General features: G+C 71.8%; 18 protein-coding genes. 7 read left to right on the top strand and 11 right to left on the bottom strand.

Annotated features, from left to right (window positions below; translation table 11 throughout):
* Both JNK12_12000 and JNK12_11995 read left to right on the top strand, forming a co-directional pair.
* The coding region (locus JNK12_12000; GenBank protein MBL8776655.1) for an aminotransferase class V-fold PLP-dependent enzyme at nt 1-231 on the top strand (231 nt) is incomplete at its 5' end.
* 27 nt (nt 232-258) lie between these two features.
* The gene (locus tag JNK12_11995) at nt 259-747 is read left to right on the top strand and encodes an SUF system NifU family Fe-S cluster assembly protein (GenBank protein ID MBL8776654.1); all 489 of its coding nucleotides are present in this window, start codon (nt 259-261) and stop codon (nt 745-747) included.
* 10 nt (nt 748-757) lie between these two features.
* Here the strand turns inward: JNK12_11995 and JNK12_11990 are convergent, their stop codons facing one another.
* Entirely contained in the window at nt 758-1,507 is a 750-nt protein-coding gene (locus JNK12_11990; protein MBL8776653.1) for a glycosyltransferase family 2 protein, read from the bottom strand.
* Between the two features lie 151 nt (nt 1,508-1,658).
* Here JNK12_11990 and JNK12_11985 point away from each other — a divergent pair, with 151 nt between their 5' ends.
* From JNK12_11985 to JNK12_11975, 3 genes are all read left to right on the top strand, one after another.
* Entirely contained in the window at nt 1,659-3,674 is a 2,016-nt protein-coding gene (locus tag JNK12_11985) for a hypothetical protein (protein MBL8776652.1), read from the top strand.
* A 161-nt stretch (nt 3,675-3,835) separates the two neighbouring features.
* On the top strand, nt 3,836-5,146 hold the full coding sequence (locus tag JNK12_11980) for a DUF1800 family protein (protein ID MBL8776651.1): 1,311 nt from the start codon (nt 3,836-3,838) through the stop codon (nt 5,144-5,146).
* Complete coding sequence (locus JNK12_11975; GenBank protein ID MBL8776650.1) at nt 5,143-6,390, top strand: DUF1501 domain-containing protein; 1,248 nt, start codon at nt 5,143-5,145, stop codon at nt 6,388-6,390. Before JNK12_11980 ends, JNK12_11975 begins: the two co-directional genes overlap by 4 nt.
* A gap of 33 nt (nt 6,391-6,423) precedes the next feature.
* Here the strand turns inward: JNK12_11975 and sufC are convergent, their stop codons facing one another.
* The 7 genes from sufC to JNK12_11940 all read right to left on the bottom strand — a co-directional run bounded on the left by sufC (nt 6,424) and on the right by JNK12_11940 (nt 13,519).
* Nucleotides 6,424-7,245 (bottom strand): Fe-S cluster assembly ATPase SufC, encoded by an 822-nt coding sequence (gene sufC, locus JNK12_11970; protein ID MBL8776649.1) that lies wholly within the window; start codon nt 7,243-7,245, stop codon nt 6,424-6,426.
* A 26-nt stretch (nt 7,246-7,271) separates the two neighbouring features.
* Nucleotides 7,272-7,589, bottom strand: coding sequence for a non-heme iron oxygenase ferredoxin subunit (locus tag JNK12_11965; protein MBL8776648.1), 318 nt, complete (start codon nt 7,587-7,589; stop codon nt 7,272-7,274).
* On the bottom strand, nt 7,589-8,857 hold the full coding sequence (locus JNK12_11960) for a SufD family Fe-S cluster assembly protein (protein ID MBL8776647.1): 1,269 nt from the start codon (nt 8,855-8,857) through the stop codon (nt 7,589-7,591). The genes JNK12_11965 and JNK12_11960 overlap by 1 nt, the downstream gene beginning before the upstream one ends.
* A 141-nt stretch (nt 8,858-8,998) precedes the next feature.
* Nucleotides 8,999-9,349 (bottom strand): hypothetical protein, encoded by a 351-nt coding sequence (locus JNK12_11955; protein MBL8776646.1) that lies wholly within the window; start codon nt 9,347-9,349, stop codon nt 8,999-9,001.
* Between the two features lie 69 nt (nt 9,350-9,418).
* A complete protein-coding gene (locus JNK12_11950) occupies nt 9,419-10,336 on the bottom strand; it encodes a Rieske 2Fe-2S domain-containing protein (protein ID MBL8776645.1) in 918 nt (305 codons plus the stop codon).
* A gap of 37 nt (nt 10,337-10,373) precedes the next feature.
* Nucleotides 10,374-12,044, bottom strand: coding sequence for an SGNH/GDSL hydrolase family protein (locus JNK12_11945; protein MBL8776644.1), 1,671 nt, complete (start codon nt 12,042-12,044; stop codon nt 10,374-10,376).
* Nucleotides 12,041-13,519 (bottom strand): glycosyltransferase family 39 protein, encoded by a 1,479-nt coding sequence (locus JNK12_11940; protein ID MBL8776643.1) that lies wholly within the window; start codon nt 13,517-13,519, stop codon nt 12,041-12,043. The genes JNK12_11945 and JNK12_11940 overlap by 4 nt, the downstream gene beginning before the upstream one ends.
* Nucleotides 13,520-13,710: 191 nt before the next feature.
* Between JNK12_11940 and JNK12_11935 the strand changes: the two genes are divergently transcribed.
* Nucleotides 13,711-14,691 (top strand): hypothetical protein, encoded by a 981-nt coding sequence (locus JNK12_11935; GenBank protein MBL8776642.1) that lies wholly within the window; start codon nt 13,711-13,713, stop codon nt 14,689-14,691.
* Nucleotides 14,692-14,700: 9 nt separating this feature from the next.
* On the opposite strand, the gene sufB is transcribed toward JNK12_11935, so the two are convergent.
* Nucleotides 14,701-16,104 carry a Fe-S cluster assembly protein SufB gene (gene sufB / locus JNK12_11930; GenBank protein MBL8776641.1) on the bottom strand — a complete coding sequence of 468 codons (1,404 nt, stop codon included), beginning with the start codon at nt 16,102-16,104 and terminating at the stop codon, nt 14,701-14,703.
* A gap of 152 nt (nt 16,105-16,256) precedes the next feature.
* Here sufB and JNK12_11925 point away from each other — a divergent pair, with 152 nt between their 5' ends.
* On the top strand, nt 16,257-19,121 hold the full coding sequence (locus JNK12_11925; protein MBL8776640.1) for an EAL domain-containing protein: 2,865 nt from the start codon (nt 16,257-16,259) through the stop codon (nt 19,119-19,121).
* Nucleotide 19,122: 1 nt separating this feature from the next.
* Here the strand turns inward: JNK12_11925 and JNK12_11920 are convergent, their stop codons facing one another.
* Together JNK12_11920 and JNK12_11915 are read right to left on the bottom strand one after the other, a co-directional pair.
* Entirely contained in the window at nt 19,123-20,907 is a 1,785-nt protein-coding gene (locus JNK12_11920) for an ABC transporter ATP-binding protein (protein ID MBL8776639.1), read from the bottom strand.
* The gene (locus JNK12_11915; protein MBL8776638.1) at nt 20,904-22,757 is read right to left on the bottom strand and encodes an ABC transporter ATP-binding protein; all 1,854 of its coding nucleotides are present in this window, start codon (nt 22,755-22,757) and stop codon (nt 20,904-20,906) included. Before JNK12_11915 ends, JNK12_11920 begins: the two co-directional genes overlap by 4 nt.
* Nucleotides 22,758-22,783 lie beyond the last annotated feature (26 nt).

Below are 22,783 nucleotides of genomic sequence, written 5' to 3'. Positions count from 1 at the left end.
GGCGGCGTGCTCTCGTTCTCGCTCGCCGACCTCCACCCCCACGACATCTCCCAGGTGCTCGACCAGGAGGGCGTGTGCGTGCGGGCGGGCCACCACTGCGCCAAGCCGCTCATGCGCGTGCTCGGGGTGGGCGCCACGGCCCGTGCGTCGCTGTACGTTTACAACGACGAGCGCGACGTCGACGCTCTCGCTGACGCACTCGACGCCACGCTGGCGTTCTTCGCGCTGTAGAACGCGCGCTCCAGAAAGGCAGACCCCGTGCCCGGGCTCGAAGACCTGTACCGAGAGATCATCCTCGACCACTACCGCAACCCGCGGAACCGCGGCGAGCTGGCCACGCCGCCGGCCCACCGGGTCGAGGGGTTCAACCCCCTGTGCGGCGACGAGATCGTGGTCTACGTCCAGCTCGACGACGACGAGCGGGTGGAGGACATCAAGATCGGCGGCCAGGGCTGCTCGATCAGCCAGTCGTCGGCGTCGATGATGTCGGCCGCGGTCAAGGGCAAGACCCTCGCCGAGGTGCGCGACCTCACCCGGGCCTTCAAGGCGATGATGTCGATCCACGAGCAGGAGATCGGCGGCGAGGGCGACGAGGCCGAGGTGGGTGAGGACGCCGCGCCCGCCGAAGAGGTGCGCCTCGGCGACCTCGAGGCCCTTCGCGGCGTCGTGAAGTTCCCGGTGCGCATCAAGTGCGCCACCCTCTCCTGGAACACCCTCGCCCAGGGCATCGACGAGGCGACCGCCTGAGCGGTCGCGCTCAGCGGGTCGGGTCGGCGGCCTTCGGCGGCACCGGTGGGGGCGGCCGGCGACGCACCGCCACCCCGCGGGCGACGTTGCCCACGTAGCGGTGGGCCACCCGCATGACGCTGATCTTCGACTCTCCGCCCTGGCGGCGGGACTCGTGGGTCGGCACCTCCGTGACCCGGTAGCCGTACTGGAGGCACTTCATCGCCATCTCCTGCTCGATGGTGGTGATGTTGCTCGTGGTGGCGATGCGACGCCCCACGTCGGTGCGGATGGCCCGGAAGCCGTTCTGGTAGTCCGTGAAGCGCACGCCGAACCGGTAGTTGATGGTCAGGCTGATGGCGAGGCTGCCCATGAGGCGCAGGACCTCGTAGGCCGAGCCGAACAGCTCGTCACTGCCGCCCAACATGCGCGAGCCCATGACCAGGTCGGCGTCGCCGGACGCGATGGGAGCCACGAGGCGGGCGATGTCGGCCGGGTCGTGGGATCCGTCGGCGTCGATGAACACGGTGACGGGGTGGGCGGCGTGGTCCAGCCCGACGCGGATGGCATCGCCCTTCCCCAGCCCGTTGTCGGTGACGACCCGGGCGCCGTGTCGCTCCGCGATCTCCCTCGTCCGGTCCGTCGAGCGCCCGTCCACGACCACGACGTCATCGGTGAGGAGGCCCACGGCCTCGAGCACCGGGGCGATGGTCGCCTCTTCGTTCTTGGCCGCGATCACGGCGCTGAACGCGGTGGGCCGCAGTGGCTTCGCCTCGGACACGGAGGCAGGACCGTACCAGCCCGCCTCGTCCCGGCGGGCGGTACCGCCGGCCTCCTCCCCCCGCCGGCCGGGTGACCACCGGCGCCGAGCACGGCTCCGATACGCTCGGCGCCGCGTCACACGGCGAGGAGGACGAACCGTAGGAGCCTCGATGGACGACACCCGTAGCACCGGCGCGCGCCCGTCACCGCTCCTCGTCGGTCGTCGATGGCGCGACCTCACCCCACGGCAGCGTTGGGTCGGCCTCGCCCTGGCGGCCCTGCTGGCCGGCACGTTCCTCCTCGCCGGCCTCCAGGCCTATGCCGACGACTGGTACCCGATCGGCGACAACGGCACCATGCTCACCGTCACCCGACAGGTGTTCTCGAGCGAGACGCCCGTCGCGGGGGAGGTCGCCTCGGGCACCCGTTACGGCGCGCACCCGTTCCATCCAGGCCCGCTCGTCTACTACGTGCTCGCGCCGTTCGTCAGCGTCTTCGGCGACACCCTGGGGATGCTGCTCGGCGCCGCGTTCGTGTCCGCCGGCGCCCTCGTGGCCATCGGCTACACCGCGCTGCGCACGGGGGGCCCAGGAGCGGCGCTGTGGGCGTGGGTGACGGCAGTGGCCATGTGTTGGTCCCTCGGGGGGACGGCGTTCCTCTATCCCCCCTTCAAGACCACGCTCTCGCTGCTCGTGATCGTGTTGTTCCTGCACCTCTGCGCGGCGCTGGTGGCCGGTCACAGCCGCCTCCTGCCCCTCTGGGCGGTGACGACCTCCTTCCCGATCGCCGCCACCATGCGCTATGCGCTCCCCGTGGCGGCGATCGCCGGCGTGACGGTCCTCGCGGTCGCGGTGCTGCGCTGGCGCCGACTCGCGGGCCCCCGGGGAGAGACCCCCGTCGGGCCCAGGATCCGTCGCGTGCTGCACCTCGAGGGCTCGGAGCGCCGCTCGGTCACCCTCGCCCTCGCCCTCCTGGCGGTGGCGTGGTGGGCGCCGGTGTTCGATGCCCTGACCAACGCGGGAGGCAACGTGCGTGAGCTCTACCGCGCGTCGCGCACCGCCGCCCAGCAGGTCGACGGGCTGGAGAAGGCCATCGGCGAGCAGGCCAAGGCCCTGGTGTTCGACCCCGTCCAGTCCGCCGCGGACTTCCACGCCTCCTCGACGCCGTACGTGGTGGTGGCCGGCCTGCTCCTCGCGTCGGTGACGTTCCTCGTGTTCCGCTACCGGCGGCACCTCGGCCGGGCGGTCTGGGCCAACGTCACGATCGCGGCCGCCGCCCTCGTGTTCATGCTCGCCTCGCTGGCCACGACCCCGTCGGACGAGGGCATCGGCATCTACCGCACGCTCGCCGCCTCACCGGTCGCCACCTTCGTCGTCTTCTCCAGCGGGCTCGTGGCCGCCGTCGCGCTCGGCCGTCGGTTCCTCGATGCCCAGCGGGTGCTCCAGCCGGTGGCCGTCGGGGCCGTCGTCTTGGGCGCGGTCGCCATGGCCGTGCCCGGCCCCATCGACGCCTCGACCGAGCAGTACCCGTTCGCGTTCGAGGCCACCCGCCAGCTCGTCGACCAGACCGCCCCCCGCATCGAGGGCGACGGGCGCTGGGCGACCTGGGTCGTCGGCGGCCGCACCACCCCGACCATCCTCGTGGGCCTCAAGGCCGGCCTCGAGGCCGCCGGCATCGACACCGGTGTGGACGCCGGCGCGCCGGCCATCGGCGCGGAGGACGGGCGGGACCCGGCCCCGACGGTCGGCAACCTGCTCGTGATCGGCAGCGAGCTGCCCGCGCCAACCGACGACTGGGAGGTCGTCGCGACCTACGAGCCCGAGGGGCGGTCCGCCGAGGAGGCCGCTTCGGCGGCGGCGGCCTTGGTCGAGTTCGCCCAGGAGACGAACCCACGCCCCCTCCCGGCCTTCACCGGCACGCTCGCCCGGCTCCTGTGCCCCGAGCAGGCCGACCAGGGCTACAGCGAGGAGTGCCCCGAGGCTGACGCGATCCTGGCCTCGGACAACCCGGTGGCCGAGCTCCCCCCCGCCGCCGTCGCCCTCGTCTACCTGGTCCAGTTCGGCGAGGACACCCAGTATCCCGTCATCGACGGTCCCCGCCCGCCCGACGCGCTGTTGGAGGCGGCCGCCGCGAGCTGGGACGACCTCCCGCTCAGCGTCTACGTCAAGCGCATCCCGCCGGCGTGAACCGGCGCAAGGACTGCGGAGCCGGACCGAAGCAGCCACGGTCGGGGTTGCGGTTGACGGCCCGCTGGCGACCAAGGCTGCTTGACCAAGTCTTTCGACGTTCCTAGCCTCGGCCCGGTGAACCGCCGGGGGTGGCGGCGCGAACTGGAGGCAACCGCGGCATGACGGGGGCGACGGAGGGGAGCGAACGCGAGGCGATCGCGCGCCTGTACCGTCGCGCCGCGTTCGGTCTTGCCCCCGGCGAGCTCGACGAGCTCGAGGCGCTCGGCATCGACGCCGTCATCGACCGCATGGTCGACCCTGGGGCCCACGGCATCGCCGCCACCCCCGACGACCTCTGGGCGGGTGTCGACCTCCCGCCCATCGACAGCGCCGAGTCGGCCAAGAACGCCATCGCCCGCTGGCTGGACACCTTCATGCTCACCCCCCGTCCGTTCGAGGAGTGGATGGCCTGGTATTGGCACGGCCACCTGGTGTCGGGGCTCTCGGACGTGGGGTTCGTGCCCATCCTCCTGGCCCAGCTCAACCTCTACCGCCGCCTCGGCCTCGGCGACTTCCGCACGCTGCTGCGCGAGGTCACCGTCGACCCGGCCATGCTCCGCTACCTCAACGGCGACGAGAACACCGGTGACGCGCCGAACGAGAACTACTCCCGCGAGCTCCTCGAGCTCTTCGGCCTGGGCATCGGCAACTACACCGAGGAGGACATCCGCACCGGCGCCGTCGCCCTGAGCGGATGGACCGTCGAGCTGGTCGGCCAGGGCACCCCCGAGGATCCGACACGGGGGTCGGCCCGGTTCGTCCCCCGGCTCCACGACGCCACGCCCCAGACCTACCTGGGCCGTTCGGGGGTGAACGACGTCGACACCGTCATCGACGCCGTCGTCGAGCACGAGGCCTGCGCGTCGTTCGTGGCCTCCCGCTTCGGACGTGCCGTCCTCGGCCCCGATGCCGACCCGCAACTGCTCGACGACCTCGCTTCCGAGTTCCGCGCTGCCGACCTCGACCTCCGGGTCCTGGCCCGGAGCGTCCTCGAGGCCGTCGCCGACGGCCGCACCACCGAGCTGGTCCTCGGCCCGATGCCCTGGCTCGTGTCCATCCAACGCGCCACCGGCGCCACGCTCCCCCTCCTCGATCGTCACCTCGGCCTGTACTACGCCGGGCACCTTCCCATGTGGCCACCGAACGTGAGCGGGTGGCACGGAGGGGTCACCTGGTTCGCCGCGTCCACGACCGCACAGCGCTTCAGCCTCGCCGGCCAGGTGGCGGTCGCGACCCCCGAGGACAACCCCGCCCGCCAGGCCGCTGCCGACGGCGACCTGGTCGCGCTCGCGGATGCCCTCGGCCGCCCCGAGGGGTTCTCCGAGAGCACCTCGGCGGCGCTCGCCTCACCCGACCTCTCGCCCGGCGCCGACGGGGGCATCGGGCTCCTCACCGTGGCGCTCACGTCCCCGGACATGGTGATGGCATGAACCAGGGGCTCACGAGACGCCAGTTCCTGGGCGCCGCCGGCGGCATCGCCGGCCTCGCCCTGGGCGGGACGATCGTCTGGTCGCGACTCGTCGACGACCAGGTCCAGGAGCAAGCCACCTCGACGACCGTGCCCCGCCGCGACGGCCGCATCCTGGTGGTGCTCGAGATCAACGGCGGAAACGACGGCCTCAACACGCTGGTCCCCGCCGCCGGGACCTACCGCGACCTCCGCCCGACCTTGGGCATCGCCGAGCCCGCCCTCGTGCCGCTCGAGGGCCGCACCGACTTCTCCCTGCACCCTGCGCTCGCCCCACTGGCCCCGCTGTGGGCCGCGGGCCGGCTCGCCGCCATCCAAGGGATCGGGTTCGAGGACCAGACGAGGTCCCACTTCGCCGAGATGGACCGATGGCGCGCCGGCGGCGGTGACGCCTCGTGGCTCGGACGCTGGCTCGACGCGACCGCAGGCGACGAAGAGACCCCGCTGCGGGCCATCGGCCTGGGCACCGACACGCGCGTGCTGACCGCGGCCAACAGCCTCTCGACCGTCGTCCAGGACCCCGCGTCCTTCCAGCTGCTCGCGCCGCAGAACGCCCGTACGGACCCCGACGCCGTCGTGGCGGCCTTCCTCGCGACGTCGAGCCCGGCCGGCGGCGGGCCCCAGTTCGCCGCCGCCCAGCAGTCCATCCCCGCCACCCGCGACGCCGTGGACGTCTTCCGGGAGGCCACGGCCGGCACTGCCGCGGCCGCCGCCCCCCAACCGGGAGCACCCCCCGACAAGGCGACGCGCTACTTCGAGGTGGCGTCGAGGCTCATCGAGCTGGACGTGGGCGCCGAGGTGATCGTGGTGGGCATCGACGGCTTCGACACCCACGCCAACCAGCCCGACCGCCACGACCTGCTCCTCCAGGACGTCGCCAACGGGCTGAGCACCTTCGTGGCGGACATGGAACGCCAGGGACGGGCCGACGACGTCCTGGTGGTCACCACCAGCGAGTTCGGGCGGCGGGTCGCCGAGAACGGCAGCGACGGCACCGACCACGGCAAGGCGAACGTGCTGTTCGTCACCGGGACCCAGGTCAACGGCCAGATCATCGGCGACGTCGGCCTCGACCGGATCGACGACGAGGGCGACCTGCCGGTCGAGATCGACGCCCGCTCGCTCTACGCGATCGCGCTCGACTGGTTGGGCGGCCCCACCGACGAGATCCTCGACGGCGAGTACGACCGCTTCGGCGTCATCTGAGCTCAGCGCCCCGGGGTCGCCCCGGCCCGCGGCTCAGGCCAGCGGGTCGGCGAACGGGTCGGCGAACGGGTCGCCCGTGGGCGCCGACGCCGCCACGGGCCCGGCGCCGTCGACCGACTCGTCCACCCCGAAGCGGGCGTAGCCCTCGATCTCGAGCTCCTCGGCCAGCTCGGGACCACCCGACTCGCGGATGCGGCCGGCGACGAGGATGTGCACCTGGTCGCTCTTCAGCTCGTGCAAAAGGCGGCTGTAGTGGGTGATGGCGAGCACCCCCAGCCCCCACTGGGTGGTGGCCTCCTCGATGCGGCGGCTCACCATGCGGAGCGCGTCGACGTCGAGCCCCGAGTCCAACTCGTCGAGGATGGCGATGGCCGGCTGGAGGACGCCGAGCTGCAGCGTCTCGTTGCGCTTCTGCTCGCCGCCGGAGAGGTCGACGTTCAGCTCCCTGGCCAGGAACCGCTCGTCGAAGCCGATGCGCTCGGCCTCGACGACCATGCGCTCACGCACCTCGTCGACATCGCGGCCCGCGGCGCGGAACGACTCGGCGAACAGGTCCTGGAGCGAGACTCCGGGGACCTCGACGGGGTACTGCATGGCGAGGAACAGACCGGCCTGGGCACGTTCCCAGGGGGCCAGGGCCAACAGGTCGGTGCCGTCGAGGGTGACCGAGCCTCCGGTCACCTCGTAGCCGGGACGCCCCATCAGGACGTGGGAGAGCGTCGACTTGCCCGAGCCGTTCGGGCCCATCACCGCATGGACCTCGCCGCTGCGCACGACGAGGTCGACCCCCTGGAGGATCTCGCGGTCCTCGACCGAGGCTCGCAGGCCCTCGATGACCAATTCGTGCGACGCCACTGCGCCTCCTTCGTCCCCGGCGGCACTCACGGGAGCACCACCCAGACGTCCCCATCGGACTGTTCGACCTCGTACACGGCGGTGGCCTTCGTGGCGGGCAGCGATGACGGCTCACCGGTCTCGAGCGAGAAGGCGCTGCCGTGCTTCCAGCACTCGATCTGGCGCTCCTCGACGAGGACATCGCCCTCGGCGAGGGAGATGTCCTGGTGGGTGCAGCGATCACCGACGACGTAGACGTCGTCGTCGATGCGGACCACGGCCAGGCGTCGATCGCCGACGTCGAAGCGGCGGGCGGACCCGGGCTCGAGCTCGGACAGGGCGCAGAGGCGCTCACGGGTGGCCATCACTCGACCGGCCTCTCGAGCTTGTCGGTGATGCGCCGGCGGAGCTCGGCGACGAGCATCGGCTCCGGGATGCGCTCGAGCACCTCTGCGAAGAAGCCGGCGACGACGAGGCGCTCGGCCACGAAGGGCGGGACGCCCCGACTCTCGAGGTAGAAGCGCTGTTGCTCGTCGATGGGACCGACCGCCGACGCGTGGCTGCAGTGCACGTCGTTGTTCTCGATCTCGAGGTTCGGCACCGACTCGGCCCACGCGTGGTCCGAGAGCTTGATGTTGCGGTTGGTCTGGAAGGCGTTGGTGCCACGGGCGTCGGGCCGCACCCGAATGAGGCCCGTGTACACGGACCGGGCGTGTCCCCCCACCGTGCCCTTGAACAGGAGGTTGCTGGTGGTGTCGGGGGCGACGTGGTCCTGGAAGGTGCGGAAGTCCAGGGTCTGGGTGCCGTCACCGAAGTAGACGGCGTAGAGGTCGCCGGTGCCGCCGCGGCCCGTGAGCGCGCAATCGGTGCGGAGCCGGGCGTAGTCACCGCCGAAGGCCGCCGTCGCCGACACGAGGTGGGCCTGGCCGGCCACCCTCGAGGCCTGGGAGCCGATCTGCCAGATGCCGCGCCCGAGGTCCTGGACGGCGGTGTAGGTCAGCCGTGACGACGCACCGAGGTCGAGCTCGACGACCGGCACCGAGAGGGCGGCGACGTCCGCCGACGTGGCGAGGTCGACGACCGTGGCGGCGCTGTTCTCACCGGCCCGCACGGCGAGGCGAGGCAGGCTGAGGGCACCGTCGGTGGCGGTGTGCTGGACCACGACGATGGGCCGGTCGACCACCACCCCACGTGGGAGGTCGAGCACCGAGGGACCGGGCGCGTGGGCGTCGTTGAGCGCGCCGAAGTAGTCCACCGGGGCCGTGACCACCGAACCGAGGATCTGCTCGCCGACGGCGGTCTCCGCGGCCGCGGCGAGCACGACGCCCATCGCCGCGACGGCCTCGTCGAGCTCGGCGTGCACGACGTGTCCGTCCACGATCACGAGGAGGCCGGCCCGCTCCCCCACCACCGCGTCGGCTCGCGCCCGGCACCGGTCCAGGAGATCGTCGGTCGCCGGCGGCTCGACGGGCCGGAAGGCCGCCAGGTCGAGCTCGCCGATGCGGCTGTAGCGCCACACCTCTTCCTCGGTGGTGGGCACGTGGGCGGCGGCGAGGCGCTCGCCCGAGTCGGCACGGCGGGCCTGGAGCCAGGCGGGCCCGGGCGGCACGGTGACGGCGTCGACGGGGGTCATGGCAGGGAAGGAGCGCCTCGTGATCGGGTTCTGGGGGCGACGAGAAGCCGACGGGGGAAGGCCCGACGGACCCACCATCCTACCGGCGCGGGATCAGCGCTCCCCGGTCCGGCCGGCGCGGAACGACCGGCGCCGCCGTGGCTACTTGCGCTTCTTCTTCTTGCGTCGGAAGCGGCCCTTGCGGCCGCGCTCGTCCTCGAGCTCGGCGAGCACCTTCGGTCCCGCGGCGTTGACGATGTCCTCGGCCTCGTCGAGCAGCGCGGCGACGGCGCCGTCGTCCTCCCCGAGGCTGGCGGGCTCGTCGGCCACCGGCGGGGTCACCAGCGTCCCGTGGCTCCAGCCCACGTCGGCCAGGCGGCGCGTGTACTTGGGGCAGTCGGCGGGGCACCGCCACGGCGCCTCCGGCGCGAGGTCGAGGTCGCACTTCCGCACCGTCTCCCCGTTGGCGTAGGAGCGGCTCTCGAAGTACTTGCAGTCCTCGCGCATCGGCATCGCCTCATCATGCCAGCACCGCGGTCCCCCGCATGGCGCAGGGAGGGCCGAATCGTGACGACCGGGGACTCAGGCGGGCGGGGTGACGGTGACGTGCACCGCGCCGTCCACGACCTCGAGGTGGTGCCACCGCGTGTCGGCCGACGGCGTGTCGGCGTCGAGGTCGAGCACGGCCACCGGCGGCAGCTCCCGCCCGTGCCACGGGCACGCCTGGCACCCGTCGCGGACCTCGATGTCGTCGAGCTCGGCCCCCTCGTGGGGACACAGCCGGGTGTAGGCCTCGACCCGGGAGCCCTCTCGGCGCAACAGGAGCCCGAGGTGGTCGCTGCGACCGACGAGCACGCGGGCGCCGGCGGTCAGGCGGTCGAGTGCGACCGGGGCGAAGGTGGGCGGCTCGTCGGGCGGGTCCGGGTACACGACGTTGTTGGCCGCCACCGAGATCGTGGCGCGGATGTCCACCGGCGCACCGTCGCCGCGGTACCGGTACCCCCACGACCGCAGGCGACCGCGTCGCTCCCGCAACGGCGAGTCCTCGGACATGAGCGTCCGGTGGTTGATCTGGAGCAGCTTTCGGATGACCGGCCAGAACAACATCCAGAACCGGGTGCTGGCGACCGTGTAGGTGGTGACGGCCCGGGTCCGGGTGTCGCCCAAGGGGATGAACTCGTGGCGGGTGACCATCGTCCACGCGCCGCCGGTCACGAAGTGGGCCTGCTCGTTCGGCCCGGTGTCGTAGTGCACGAGGATGAGGGGCACGGGCACCCCCAGCACCTTCTGGTAGCTCAGCGACGCCTGCAGGTCCTTCTCGACGACGCACACCACGTCGTCGATGCGGCTGTGCACGAAGTTGCGGTGGACGACGTCCTTGTTGTTCCAGTCGACGTCCGCGGGGAGGTAGTCGCCTTCGGTCGCGCACTCGAGGGACCGGTGCACCATCCCGAAGCTCTCCAGGCGCTCGAGGATCGCGTCATGGCTGAGCTTGACCACGGTCGGGCAGGCTAGCGGTCCCCGGGGCGGGGCGAGATCAGTCGGCCGGTGCGGCGACGGGGACGGTCACGGGCGGGGTCGAGGTGCCGCCCGCCATCGCCGTGAGCTCCGGGCCGAGCTCGTCCCACATCGCCTGTGCGATCAGCTCGGCACCGACCTCGTCGGTGTGCACCACGTCGTAGAAGTACGAAGGGTCGCCCCCGAAGACGTTCGAGAGGTCGTCGACCCCGTCGGGCAACCGCTCGAGCACCTCCGGCGGCCAGCCTGCGGCGCGGGGCTGCCAGAAGAAACGCACCGGCACGTCGTAGTCCGTCGCGAGGTCCTCGGTCAGCCCCTTGGCCCGACCGTAGATGTCCAGGGCGGCGTCGGTCTGCTGCTCGGGCGTTCCTGACACGGCGCCGTCGAGCCCGGGCAGCGGTGCATCCCGGCCGGTGAAGGTGTCCCACACCCGCCACGCCCCGCTGGCCCGACGGTAGGACTCGGCCAGCTCGCCCAGGCCGTCGAGGGGCTCGGGCTCACTGGCCCGCTGGTCGCGGAAGTCGGTCGCCAGCCCGTTGAAGATGACCGCCGAGTGGTGGGTGGGTTCCGCGGAGTAGTCCGACATCTGGACGTCGAACTCGTTGAACCCGTCGAAGAAGACGACCATGTCGTACTCCTCACCGGAGGCGAGGAGTCGCTCCATGAGCTGGTACTCCTGCCAGATGACCCAACCGGGGAAGCCGTAGTTGTGCACCTCGACCGGCACGCCGCTCTCCTCGGCGATGCGGGCGAAGGCCGAAGGGATCGTGTGGTCGTCGCGCTGGCCGACGCCGAACATGACCGAACCCCCGAAGAAGGCCACCTTCAACGGCTCGGTGCCGGCGGGCACTTCGGGCTCGTACGAGAGGCGCTCGCTCTCGGTGACGTTCACGGTCGGGCTGGAGTACTCGTGGTGCGCCCGGATCAGATAGGGCAGGTAGTCGTTGGTCTGGAGCTCGAAGCCGGCCATGTCGTCGCCGTGCTGGTCCGCCCAGGGCTCGTCGTTGATCGGCGGGTTGGCCATGTCCCGGTCGAGGGACTGGTTGATCTGGGTGACGAGGTCCCCGCGGTCGATCGGTGGCAGGGAGCCCGTGGCGGTGAAGAGCGTGCCGACGGCCAGGTCCGCGACGAGCAGGACGGCGATCACCGCCAGCCCCACCACGACCTTCGGGGTCTTGGCGCCGGGCGCCTTCGTCGGCTCGGAGCCGAACGTCCGCCTCGGGGGCCCGTCGGGCGCCATGACCGAGGTCGGGATCCACCCGTCGCCGGTGAACCCGCGGGGACGTCCCAGTGGGGTGCTGCGGAAGAGCCACTGCAGCACCGCCAGAGGCACGAACACGAACACGAACATCGTGCCGAGCAGGACCCAGCGCAGCACGTGGCCCACCCCTCGGCCGAAGGCCTCGAGCCCACGGAGGAAGCGGCGGTCGAAGGCGGGCGACAGGGCCCTGGCCGCGGTCACCGCGACGACCACCGCCACGAGGACGACGGCGCCCTCCGTGCGCCCACGGGCGAACAGGAGCGCGGCCACCGCTCCCGCGATGAGCAGGGGCAGGGCCAGCGAGAGGGCCTGGTGACCCCCGCGGGGCGGTGGGCCCTCGGGGGCGGGGCCCCAGGTCGCGGTGTGGACCTCCGACTCGGGGACGGCGCGCCCTGCGCCGGTCTCGGCTTCGCTCTGGGTGGTCGTCACGCGCTCGCTCCCGCGGTGTTCGGGGGGTTGGCAGCCTCGGGGGCCCGGTCCGCACCAGCGTCGCCGGGTTCGTCATCGAGGTGGCGGCGGGCGAGGAAGCCGGCGGCCAGGATGGCGACGAGGGGCAGCACGGGGAACCGGTAGTGCGGTTGGGCCAGCGCCGCCACGATGGCCAGGGTGAACAGGACGATCGGCACCCAGATGGGCAGTGCCCGTCGGCAGGCGGGGACCAGCGCCAGGCCGGCGATGGCCAGCGCGCCGACCACCCACAGCCACAGGTTGGCGAGCGCGCCGAGCGGCTTCATCCACGCCCCCGCCCAGGTCGCGGACTGGTAGTTGCGGGCCGCCTCCACGACGCGGCCCTCGTCGCTCCAGGTCTCCCAGACCTTGGCCACGGTGAGCTTGACCTCCTGCACGGGGTGCGAAGCGGCCCAGGCGAGGGCGTCGGAGACGCGGTCGCCGTACCAAGCGACCTCGTCGGGAGGGGTCTCGCTGATCCCCGGCGGGACCTCCTGGCCGTTCGCCACGTACCCCGCCGGGTCGTCGTAGGGGGAGCCTCGGAAGCACTCGATCTGGAGCTCGCGGTTGGCGAGGCTCTTGGTCCAGTTGGCCGAGATGTCGTCGTTGTGTCCGAAGCAGAGGGCCGAGGCGTTGCTCGTCGACCCCGGGCTCCAGATCCCGACCTGCACCCCGTTGCGGACCGTCCAGGGCACGAGCAGCACCGCGGCGCCGGCGACGACGAGCCCGGTGGCCCGTGCGCTCTGTCGCCAGGAGGCTCGCCATGAGCCACGGCGGACCCGCAGGGCGAGCACGGGTGCCGCCAGCCCGATGATCCCGGGTGCCCGGAACAGCACGCCGAGGCCCACGAGCAGACCGACGAGGACCCAGTTCCGCCCCGGCACGTCACGGGTGGAGGAGCCGGCCAGGACGTAGGCCCCGAGCAGCACCGGGGTGAACGCGGTCTCGGTGTGGGCCGTCGACGTGTAGTAGATGAGGCTGGGGCAGAGCGCGACGAGCCATGCCGCCGTCACCTTCGCCCGGGCGCCGATCCACCGCTCGGCCAGCAGCGCGGTGAACCAGATCGTGAGCAGGCTGGCGCCGACGTTCACCAGGGACGCGGCGAAGGCCGGGCTGAGGAGCCCGGTGCGCTCGGCGAACCCGACGAACGGGGCCAGCACGAACGGGTAGCCCGGGGACCAGTACGCGCTCGGCCCGCTGACCCCTCCGAACGTCGGCGACCGCCCTTCGGACAGCTCGGACGCGATGCGGAGGTATTCGGACGGATCGGTCGGGAACACGGGGGCGCGGGTGGCCAGGATCACCCAGGCGAGCCGGAGGAGGCCTCCCACCACCACGGCGGCGAGGACGGCGTGGCGCGCGTCGAGGCCCGGGCGCCGGGCAGGGGGTCGCTCGGCGGGATCGCGGTCATCGGCCTCGGTCCCGGGCGTGACCTCGACGACGGGCTCGGCCGCCATCAGCGGCACCGCTCCCCAGAGGCGCGCGGAAGGGCCGAGAGGCCGACGGCGGTCGTCACGATGGGTTCCGCGTGCCCTTCCTCGTCGTGGTGGGACCAGTCCCAAGGTCGGCGGCGAGCATAGTGGTCACCCCTGCTCGCCGGGCCGCGGGACGGCGACGCCGACCGCAGCGCCAAGTAGCATCGGCTCCCGTGGCGAAGCTGAAGGCGGACGAGATCATCGAGCGGCTCGAGTCCTTCGGGATGGTCCACCGCTCGGTCCGCTGCACCACCGAGGGCGACTACCTGCCCACCGACGTGGACTGGAACAACAAGGACGTCCCCCACCTGAACGAGGTGCACAGCCTCGTCAACGACATCACCTGCGTCGTCGAGCGCGACCTCGAGGCCTCGATCAGCCTGCAGAAGGTGGTCGGCATCGCCAATCCGCTCATCCTCGTGCACTACGACACCGCCCCGCGCCGCCAGACCCACTTCGTCACCCTGTGGGCCTGGACGCTCGTGACCCACCACGAATTCGAGCAGATCGGCCCCAACCGGACCCGGGCGACCACCACGTACACCGTCTGCTCGTCACGGCTCTGGATGGTCTTCTTCCCGGTCATCCGTGCGCTGATCCGGCGCAACTGGCGTCAGCTCATGTCCGAGGACGTCCCGCTGCGCGAGCGCAGGGGCCGCCTCCGCAGCTGGGGGTACACGTTCCGCGGCGACGACGAGCCCATGCGCGACATCCGGGCCTCGCTCCCGATCCAGGCCAACAACGTCCTGTTGCCCGATCCGCCCCTTCCGCGCCCCGTGCTCGCCCCCGTGCCGATCTCGCGCCTCCGCGACGACGAGTGGACCTACCTCGGGCGCGACGACCACCTGGGGCTCAAGGTGCGCCGGAGCGGGCACCGCCTCCTCGTCCACCTCCGGTCCTGCCCGCACGAGGGGGCGTTGCTGGACCGCGTCGAGATGGAGGGCGGCTGCCAGGTCTGCCCGTGGCACGCGCGAGAGCTCGCCCCGGTCGCGATCCTCGACCTCGACGACGAGTCCGCGGAGGCCGACACCGACTGGCACCACCTGCGCATCGAGGACGGCGCCCTGCACGTCGAGGTCACCGAGACCGGCGTGCCGGGCGAGCCGACGGTGCGGGTCCGCCGCCACCGGGCGGCGCCCCCGACCGCTCGCTGACCGGCGCGGTCAGCCGACCGAGCCCTCCATCTGGAGCTCGATCAGGCGGGACCACTCGACGGCGTACTCCATCGGCAGCGTGCGCGTCACCGGTTCGATGAACCCGTTGACCACCATGCCCATGGCCTGCTCCTCGGAGAGGCCCCGGCTCATCAGGTAGAAGAGCTGCTCGTCGGCCACCTTGGACACCGTGGCCTCGTGGCCGATGCGGGCGTCACGGGCACCCACCTCCATGTAGGGGAAGGTGTCCGACACACTGTCCTCGTCGAGGATCAGTGCGTCGCACTGCACGTGGCTCACGCAGCCCGGCGCGTCGTCCTCGACCCGGACGAGGCCGCGGTAGCTGGTGCGACCGCCGTCCTTGGAGATGGACTTCGAGACGATCTTCGAGGTGGTCTCCGGCGCGGCGTGGACCATCTTGGCGCCGGCGTCCTGGTGCTGGCCGGCGCCGGCGTACGCCACCGAGAGCACCTCGCCCGAGGCCTTGGGCCCCACCATGTACACCGCGGGGTACTTCATCGTGAGGCGGGAGCCGATGTTGCCGTCGATCCACTCCATGTGGCCCTCGGCCTCGACCCGCGCCCGCTTCGTGACGAGGTTGAACACGTTGTTCGACCAGTTCTGGATGGTGGTGTAGGTCACCCGGGCGGAGGGCTTCACCACGATCTCGACCACGGCCGAGTGCAGCGAGTCCGTGGTGTACACGGGCGCCGAGCAACCCTCGATGTAGTGCACCTGCGAGCCCTCGTCGGCGATGATCAGCGTGCGCTCGAACTGGCCCATGTTCTCGGCGTTGATGCGGAAGTACGCCTGCAGGGGCATCTCGACGTTCACCCCCGGCGGGACGTAGATGAAGCTGCCGCCGCTCCACACCGAGGTGTTGAGGGCCGCGAACTTGTTGTCGTTCTTGGGGATCACCGTGCCGAAGTAGGCGCGCACGATCTCGGGGTGCTCGCGCAGCGCCGTGTCCATGTCGGTGAAGATGACGCCCTGCGCCTCGAGGTCCTCACGGTTCTTGTGGTACACGACCTCGGACTCGTACTGCGCGGTGACGCCGGCGAGGTACTTGCGCTCGGCCTCCGGGATGCCCAGCTTCTCGTAGGTGTTCTTCACCGAGTCGGGCAGCTCGTCCCAGGCGTCGACCTGCTTGTCGGTCGGCTTGATGTAGTAGTAGATGTCGTCGAAGTAGATCTCGGACATGTCGCCGCCCCAGTTGGGCATCGGCCGGCGCTCGAAGTGGTCGAAGGACTTGAGGCGGATCTCGCGCATCCAGTCCGGTTCGCCCTTCATCCAGGACATCTCCTGGATGATGTCCTTGGAGAGGCCGCGCTTGGGCTTGAAGACGTAGTCCTCTTCGTCGCTCCAGCCCAACTTGTAGCGCCCGAGATCGAGGTCGAGCTCACTGGTGGCCATCGAATGCCGCTCCCTGCGTCGTACGGTCGGCGAATTACTCCTACGCCGATAGTAACAAACCCCTTGGCCCGCGCCTCCTTCAGCCACCCATCGACCTGCCGATAGTGCGAGGAGGGCGCGGCCGCGCCCCTGGGCCCAGTGCGATCGAGGCGATGAGCACACCGACGACGACCGATGTGGAGGCTGGTCCCTCCGGGGACGCCTCGACCCCCGGCTTCGAGGACGCGCCCGTCGGCCTCGTCCTGGCCGACCCCGCCGGACGCGTCGTCTCCGCCAACCAGACGTGGCGCCGGATCACCGGCTTCCCGGGGGTCCTGCCCATCGAGGAGCACGAGGCCTGGGCCCTCATCCACCCCGACGACCGCGGGGCGGTGCAAGAGGCGTGGGAGGTCGCCAGTGCGGCCTCCCAGGCGCTCGAGGTGCGGGCCCGGATCGTCACCCGTGACGGTGACGTGCGCTGGGTCGACACCCGGGCCACGCCCGTGCTCGACCGCGCCGGCCGCCTCCGCGGCTTCGCCGGGTCGGTGCTCGACCTGACCCACGTGTTGGACCAGCAGGGCCGGCTGCCGTCGGCCGACGGCCTGCCCGCCGCGGCTGCCGATGCGCTTCCGCAAGGGGTGATGATCTACGAGCCCGACGGCGCCATCGCCGCCTGCAACACCGCGGCCCACGAGCTCCTGGGCATCAGCCGGGAGGACCTGCTCGCGCTGCGGGTCCCGTGGGCCACCTGGGACCCCGTCGACGGTGACGGCAACCCGCTCAACCCCGCCGAGCTGCCCGCCGGACGGGCCCTGCGGGGCGAGCCCGTCGCCCACGGGGTCGTGGGTTTCACCCCGCCGGGCCGCTCTCGGGTCTGGGTCGACGTCACGGCCCGGCGACTCGACGACGAGTCCGCGGACCTCCCAGCGGGCACCGTCGTGACGTCGTTCTCCGACGTCACCGTGCGCCGGCGCACCGAGGAGGACCTGCGCGACAGCGAGGCCCACCTCCGCTCCCTGTCCGAGTCGGTGCCCGTCGGCGTCTTCCGCTGCAACCTCGACGGCCGACTCACCTACGTGAACCCGCGCTGGACGGAGATGACGGGCATCGCCGGCACGGACATCTTCCGGCTCCATGCGTTCGAGCTGATCCATCCCGACGACCGCGAGGCCACCCTCGCGGACTGGGACGCGACCTTGCCCCAGGGGCTGCGCTACGACGGGCAGTTCCGCATCGTCGGCGCCGACGGGGCACCCCGGTGGGTGCAGTGCCGACTCAGCGTGGTGCGGGACAAGTTCGGCACCCCCACCGGCACCATCGGGTCCTTCGAGGACGTGAGCGCCCTCGTCACCGCCCGTGAGCAGAACGCCCGCCTCGCCACGATCGTGGAGTCGACCAGCGACCTCGTCCTGATGTTCGACGAGGACACGGGCACGGTGCTCTACGTCAACGGCGCCGCACGTGAGCTCCTCGGCCTCGATGACGCCGACCTCGAGGACCTCGAGCTGCGCGACCTCCTCGACGAGGAGTCCGACGGCATCTACGTCGAGGACGTGCGGCCGGTGCTGCTCCGCGGCGCGACGTGGAGCGGCGAGCTCGTGATGCGCACGACGGCCGGTGAGGACCGCCACGTGTGGCAGACCGTCGCCGGCGAGTTCGACGGCAACGGGGTACTGGTCCGGGTCGCCGCCATGGGCCGGGACGTGACGGACCGCCGCCTGGCCGAGAGCGAGCTGGCCCACCAGGCCACCCACGACCCCCTCACCGGCCTGCCGAACCGCTCGCTGCTGCTCAACCACCTCGAACTGGCCATCGCCCGCTCCCAGCGCGACGCGACCCTCGTCGGCCTCTTGTTCCTCGACCTCGACCGGTTCAAGTCGGTCAACGACAACCGGGGTCACGACGTCGGCGACGAGTTGCTCCGCCAGGTCTCGCAGCGCATCTCGGGCGTCCTGCGCCCCGCCGACACCGTCGCCCGCCTCGGCGGCGACGAGTTCGTCGTGCTCTTCGACGAGGTGGAGAACGCCGACGACGCCCTCGCCGCCGCCCGCCGGGTCTGCGAGGCCATCGAGGACCAACCCTTCCGGATCGCCAGCCTCGAGCTGGTGATGACGACCAGTGCCGGCCTGGCCGTTTCGACGCCAGGGGACGACCCCGAGACCCTCATCCGCAACGCCGACGAGGCCATGTACCGGGCCAAGGAGAAGGGCCGGGCCTGCCTCGAGCTCTACGACGAGGCCATGCGCCTGCGCACGAGCAACCGGCGCATGCTGGCCGAGCAGCTCAGCGCCGCCATCGCCGGTGGCCACATCGAGGTCCACTACCAGCCCCAGGTCAACCTCCGGACCGGCGAGGTCGTCAGCGTCGAGGCCCTCGCCCGTTGGAACCACCCCACCCGAGGGCAGCTCGACCCCGAGGAGTTCATCCAGCTCGCCGAGGACACCGGCCTCATCGTCGGTCTCGGGCTCAGCGTGCTCCACCGGGCCTGCGCCGATGCGGCCCACTGGCACCGTCAGCTCGGCGCCCAGGCCCCCCGGGTGGCCGTGAACCTGTCGCTCCGCCAGCTTGCGCAGTCCAACCTGCCCGAGCTGCTCACGGAGATGATCGGCCAGCTCGGCGTGGCCCCCGACCGTCTCTGCCTCGAGGTCCCGGAGTCCGTGCTCGTCGGCGACGTGGACACCGCCATCGCCTCGCTGGAGGCACTCAGCCGTGTCGGAGTGGCCCTCGCCATCGACAACTTCGGCAAGGGCTCGGCCTCCCTGCTCAACCTGCAGCGGCTGCCCGTGGACACGTTGAAGGTGGACCGCTCCTTCGTCGACGGCCTGGGCCCGGACCCCGAGGACTCGGCCATCGCCGCCGCGATCATCAGCCTGGCCCACAACCTCAACCTCGAGGTGATCGCCGAGGGCGTCGAGCGGGTGGAGCAGCTCGCCGAGCTGCGGGCCCTCGGGTGCGACGGCGGCCAGGGCTACCTGTTCGCCAAGCCCATGCCCGCCGACGCCGTCCGCCCCTACTTCGGCCACGTCTACGCGGTTTGAATCAGGTCGGGGCGGTCGCTCCCGACCAGGTGTCGAACAGCGCCCGGTACCGGCCTTCCTGGGCCACCAGGTCGGCATGGCTTCCGAGCTCGGCGAGCCCGCCGGCGTCGACCACGCCGACCCGGTCGGCCCGCTCGGCGGTGGACAGGCGGTGGGCGATGACGATCACCGTGCGACCCGCCATCAGCCGGTCCATGGCCTGCTCGACCAGCGCCTCGGTGCCCGGGTCGAGGCTGGAGGTGGCCTCGTCGAGGACCAGGACCGCCGGATCGGCCAGCGCCGCCCGAGCGAGGGACACGAGCTGCTTCTCCCCCGCCGAGAGCCGCGAGCCCCGCTCGCGGACCTCGGTCTCGAGCCCCTCGGGCAGCGAGGCGAACCGATCGAGCACCCCGATGGTCTCGAGGGCGGCCTCGACGTCGGTATCGGACGCACCCCGGCGGCCGATGCGGACGTTGTCGCGGATCGACCCGGCGAACAGGAACCCCTCCTGCGGCACCACCACGATGCGGGACCGCAGGGACCGCAGGGTCGCGTCGCGCAGGTCGACCCCGCCGAACGTGACCCGACCCTCGACGGGGTCGTAGAGCCGCGAGCACAACTTCGCCAGCGTGGACTTCCCGGCGCCCGTCGGGCCGACGAGCGCGAGGCGCTCCCCTGCCGGGATGGTGAGGTCCACCGCACGCAGGACGGGCGGGCCGTCGCCGTAGGCGAACGAGACGTGATCGACCACCAGGTCCCCGCGGGCGCCGAGATCCACCGCGCCGGGCCGCTCGCTGACCTCCACCGGCTCGTCCAGCACCTGGAAGACCTTCTGGAGGCCGGCGCCGGCCGACTGCACGGTGTTGAACAGCTGGCTCAGCTGCTGGACCGGCTCGAACAGGTTCGACAGGGTGAGCACGAAGAACGTGACGGTGCCGATGGTGACGGTGCCCTGGCTCACCAACCAGCCACCCACGCCCACCACCGCAGCCGTGGTGCCGATGCCGGCGAACTCGATCACCGGCAGGTACCAGGCCTGCACCTTCACCGACTGCATGTGGGCGTCGTAGAGCACCCGGTTGCGCTCGGCGAAGCGTCGGGTCTCGGTGCGCTCGCGGCCGAAGGCCTGGATGACCCGGACCCCGGCGATGGACTCCTGGAGGTTCGAGAGGGTGCCGCCGATCTGGTCGCGCACCAGGAGGTACGCCTGGTTGGAGTCGCGCTGGAACTTGATGCTGGCCAGCACGACGAACGGCAGCGCCACGAGGCACACGAGGGCGAGCTGCCAGGAGACGACGACGAGCACGACGATCGAGAGCACCAGCAACAAGATGTTGCTGACGAACTGGAGCAGACCCATCTGGACCAGCTCGGCCATCGAGTCGATGTCGGAGGTCATCCGGGAGACGACCACCCCGGCCTTCTCGCGGTCGTAGAACGGCATCGAGAGCCGCTGGAGCTTGTCGAACACCCGGAGGCGCAGGTCGCGGAGGAACGACTCGCCGACCTGGCTCACCACCCGGACCTGGCCGCGGTAGACGACGTAGGCCACGACGGCCACGAGGACGTAGGCGACCACCGCGGCGTTGAGGGCGGCGGCGTCGCCCGGGGTGATGCCCTGGTCGATCCCGTACCGCACGAGCAGCGGTCCGGCGAGGGTCGTGAGGGTCCACACGACCAGCAACCCGCACGCGCCGATCACCTGCCGGCGGTAGGGCCCGAGCATGCGGGCGGCACGGCGCAGCACCCGTTTGGCGGCCTCGGCGTCGAGGCGGTCGGCCTCGTCGACACCGACCTCGTGCATCATCGGCCGTTCTCCTGGCTCGCCACGACCGCGCCAGGGTCCCGGGGAGCGGCACTGACCCCGGCCGCGTGGTCCCCGTGGCCGTCGTCGTCCCCCTCGCCCGGACCGCCCTCCTCGCCGGCGGCGAGGATCTCCCGGTAGCGCTCGCTCTCCGCGAGGAGCCGCTCGTGGGTGCCGTCGGCGACCACCTTCCCGCCGGCCAGCACGACCACCCGGTCGGCCAGGGCGATGGTGGCGGGCCGGTGGGCGATCACCACGGTGGTGCGCCCCCGCATCACCACCTGCATGGCGTCGCGGATCTCGTGCTCCTTGGTGGGATCCACCGACGACGTCGCGTCGTCGAGGATGAGCACCCGTGGGTCGGCGAGGATGGCCCGGGCGATGGCGATGCGCTGGCGCTGGCCACCCGAGAGCGAGAAGCCCCGCTCTCCGATCTCCGTGGCGTATCCCTCGGGTAGTCGCTCGATGAACTCGTGGGCGCCGGCGAGGCGGGCCGCCCGCTCGATGTCGGCCACCGAGGCCTCGGGATCGGCGAAGGCGATGTTGCCCGCCACGCTGTCGCTGAACAGGAACGTGTCCTCGAACACGATGCCCACGGCCCGGCGCAGGGAACGCAGGGCGAGGGTGGTCACCTCGACCCCGTCGATGAGGATGCGGCCCGCGTCGGCGTCGTAGAAGCGGGGCAGCAGACGCGCGATGGTCGTCTTGCCCGATCCCGTGGCGCCCACGACGGCGACGGACTCCCCCGCCGGGACGACCAGGTCCAGGCCGTCGAGCACCGGGCGCCCGCCGGGGGCGTAGGCGAAGCGCACGCCCTCGAAGCGGACCTCCCCGACGGGCACCCCGTCGCGGCGGTCGGGCAGGCCGGCCCCCGAGGGGTGGTCGACGATGACCGGGGTGGTGTCGAGGATCTCGTGCACCCGCTCGGCCGAGGCCACCGAGCGCTGCCACTGCGCCACGATCATGCCGAGCATGCGCAGCGGCCAGATCAGCAGCACCACGTAGACGTTGAAGGCGACGAGGTCGCCCAGGCTCAGCTGGTCGGTGAGCACGAGGTGGCCGCCGTAGCCGAGCACGGCGATGAGGCCGAGGTTGGGCAGGAGGTCGAGCGCGGGCAGGTAGGTGGCCCGGATGCGGGCGGCGGCCATCGACTCCTCGAACACGTCGTCGGCCTCGGTGCGGAGGCGCTCGGCCAGGACGGGCTCGGCGCCGAAGCCCTTCACCACCCGCACCCCCGACACCGTCTCCTCGACCACGCTGGCGAGCTGGGCGGACTCCCGCTGGATGCCCATGACCGGACCCTGGAGGCGGGTGGAGAAGCGCTTGGCCAGCACGTTCACGAAGGGCAGGCCCGCGAGGGCCAGCACCGCGAGCACCGGGTTGATGGTGACCAGGATCACCGTCACGGCGACGACCGTCAGCAGGTTGGACATGGTGAGCGGGATGAGCACGACGAGCTGCTGGATCTGTTGCAGGTCGGTGTTGGCACGGCTCATCAGCTCGCCCGTCTGCGACTCGTCGTGGAACGAGAAGTGGAGGCGCTGGAGATGGGCGAAGAGGCGGTCCCGGAGGTCGGTCTCGGCCCAGCGGCTCTCGCGGAACGCCAGATAGCGCCGCATCCCCGTGAAGGCGGCGGCCACGAGGCCGAGCCCGAAGATCACCGCGGTCCAGAAGACGAGGGCGGACTGGTCGTAGGGATCGATGCCCTCGTCGATGGCCTGCGCCACCACGAGGGGCACGCTCACCTTCGCGAGCGTCCAGGCCAGGCCCACGGCGACACCGGCGGCCACGCCCTTCCACTGGCAGCGCACCAGGGCGAGGATCAGGCCCGCACCCGGCGACGTCCCGGCCACGGGCTAGGGCCGAGACCCGACGACGC

The organism is Acidimicrobiales bacterium, assembly GCA_016794585.1.
In the GTDB taxonomy this organism is placed as follows: Bacteria; Actinomycetota; Acidimicrobiia; order Acidimicrobiales; family DATDAH01; genus JAEUJM01.
This window is presented reverse-complemented; position numbering and strand designations above follow the sequence as displayed.

Excerpts from the sequence above, each read along its gene's own strand:
- JNK12_11985 (MBL8776652.1), top strand. The coding sequence starts at position 1,659 with ATGGACGACACCCGTAGCACCGGCGCGCGCCCGTCACCGCTCCTCGTC.
- JNK12_11980 (MBL8776651.1), top strand. The coding sequence starts at position 3,836 with ATGACGGGGGCGACGGAGGGGAGCGAACGCGAGGCGATCGCGCGCCTG.
- JNK12_11975 (MBL8776650.1), top strand. The coding sequence starts at position 5,143 with ATGAACCAGGGGCTCACGAGACGCCAGTTCCTGGGCGCCGCCGGCGGC.
- JNK12_11965 (MBL8776648.1), bottom strand. The coding sequence starts at position 7,589 with ATGGCCACCCGTGAGCGCCTCTGCGCCCTGTCCGAGCTCGAGCCCGGG.
- JNK12_11960 (MBL8776647.1), bottom strand. The coding sequence starts at position 8,857 with ATGACCCCCGTCGACGCCGTCACCGTGCCGCCCGGGCCCGCCTGGCTC.
- JNK12_11955 (MBL8776646.1), bottom strand. The coding sequence starts at position 9,349 with ATGCCGATGCGCGAGGACTGCAAGTACTTCGAGAGCCGCTCCTACGCC.
- JNK12_11940 (MBL8776643.1), bottom strand. The coding sequence starts at position 13,519 with ATGGCGGCCGAGCCCGTCGTCGAGGTCACGCCCGGGACCGAGGCCGAT.
- sufB (MBL8776641.1), bottom strand. The coding sequence starts at position 16,104 with ATGGCCACCAGTGAGCTCGACCTCGATCTCGGGCGCTACAAGTTGGGC.
- JNK12_11925 (MBL8776640.1), top strand. The coding sequence starts at position 16,257 with ATGAGCACACCGACGACGACCGATGTGGAGGCTGGTCCCTCCGGGGAC.
- JNK12_11920 (MBL8776639.1), bottom strand. The coding sequence starts at position 20,907 with ATGATGCACGAGGTCGGTGTCGACGAGGCCGACCGCCTCGACGCCGAG.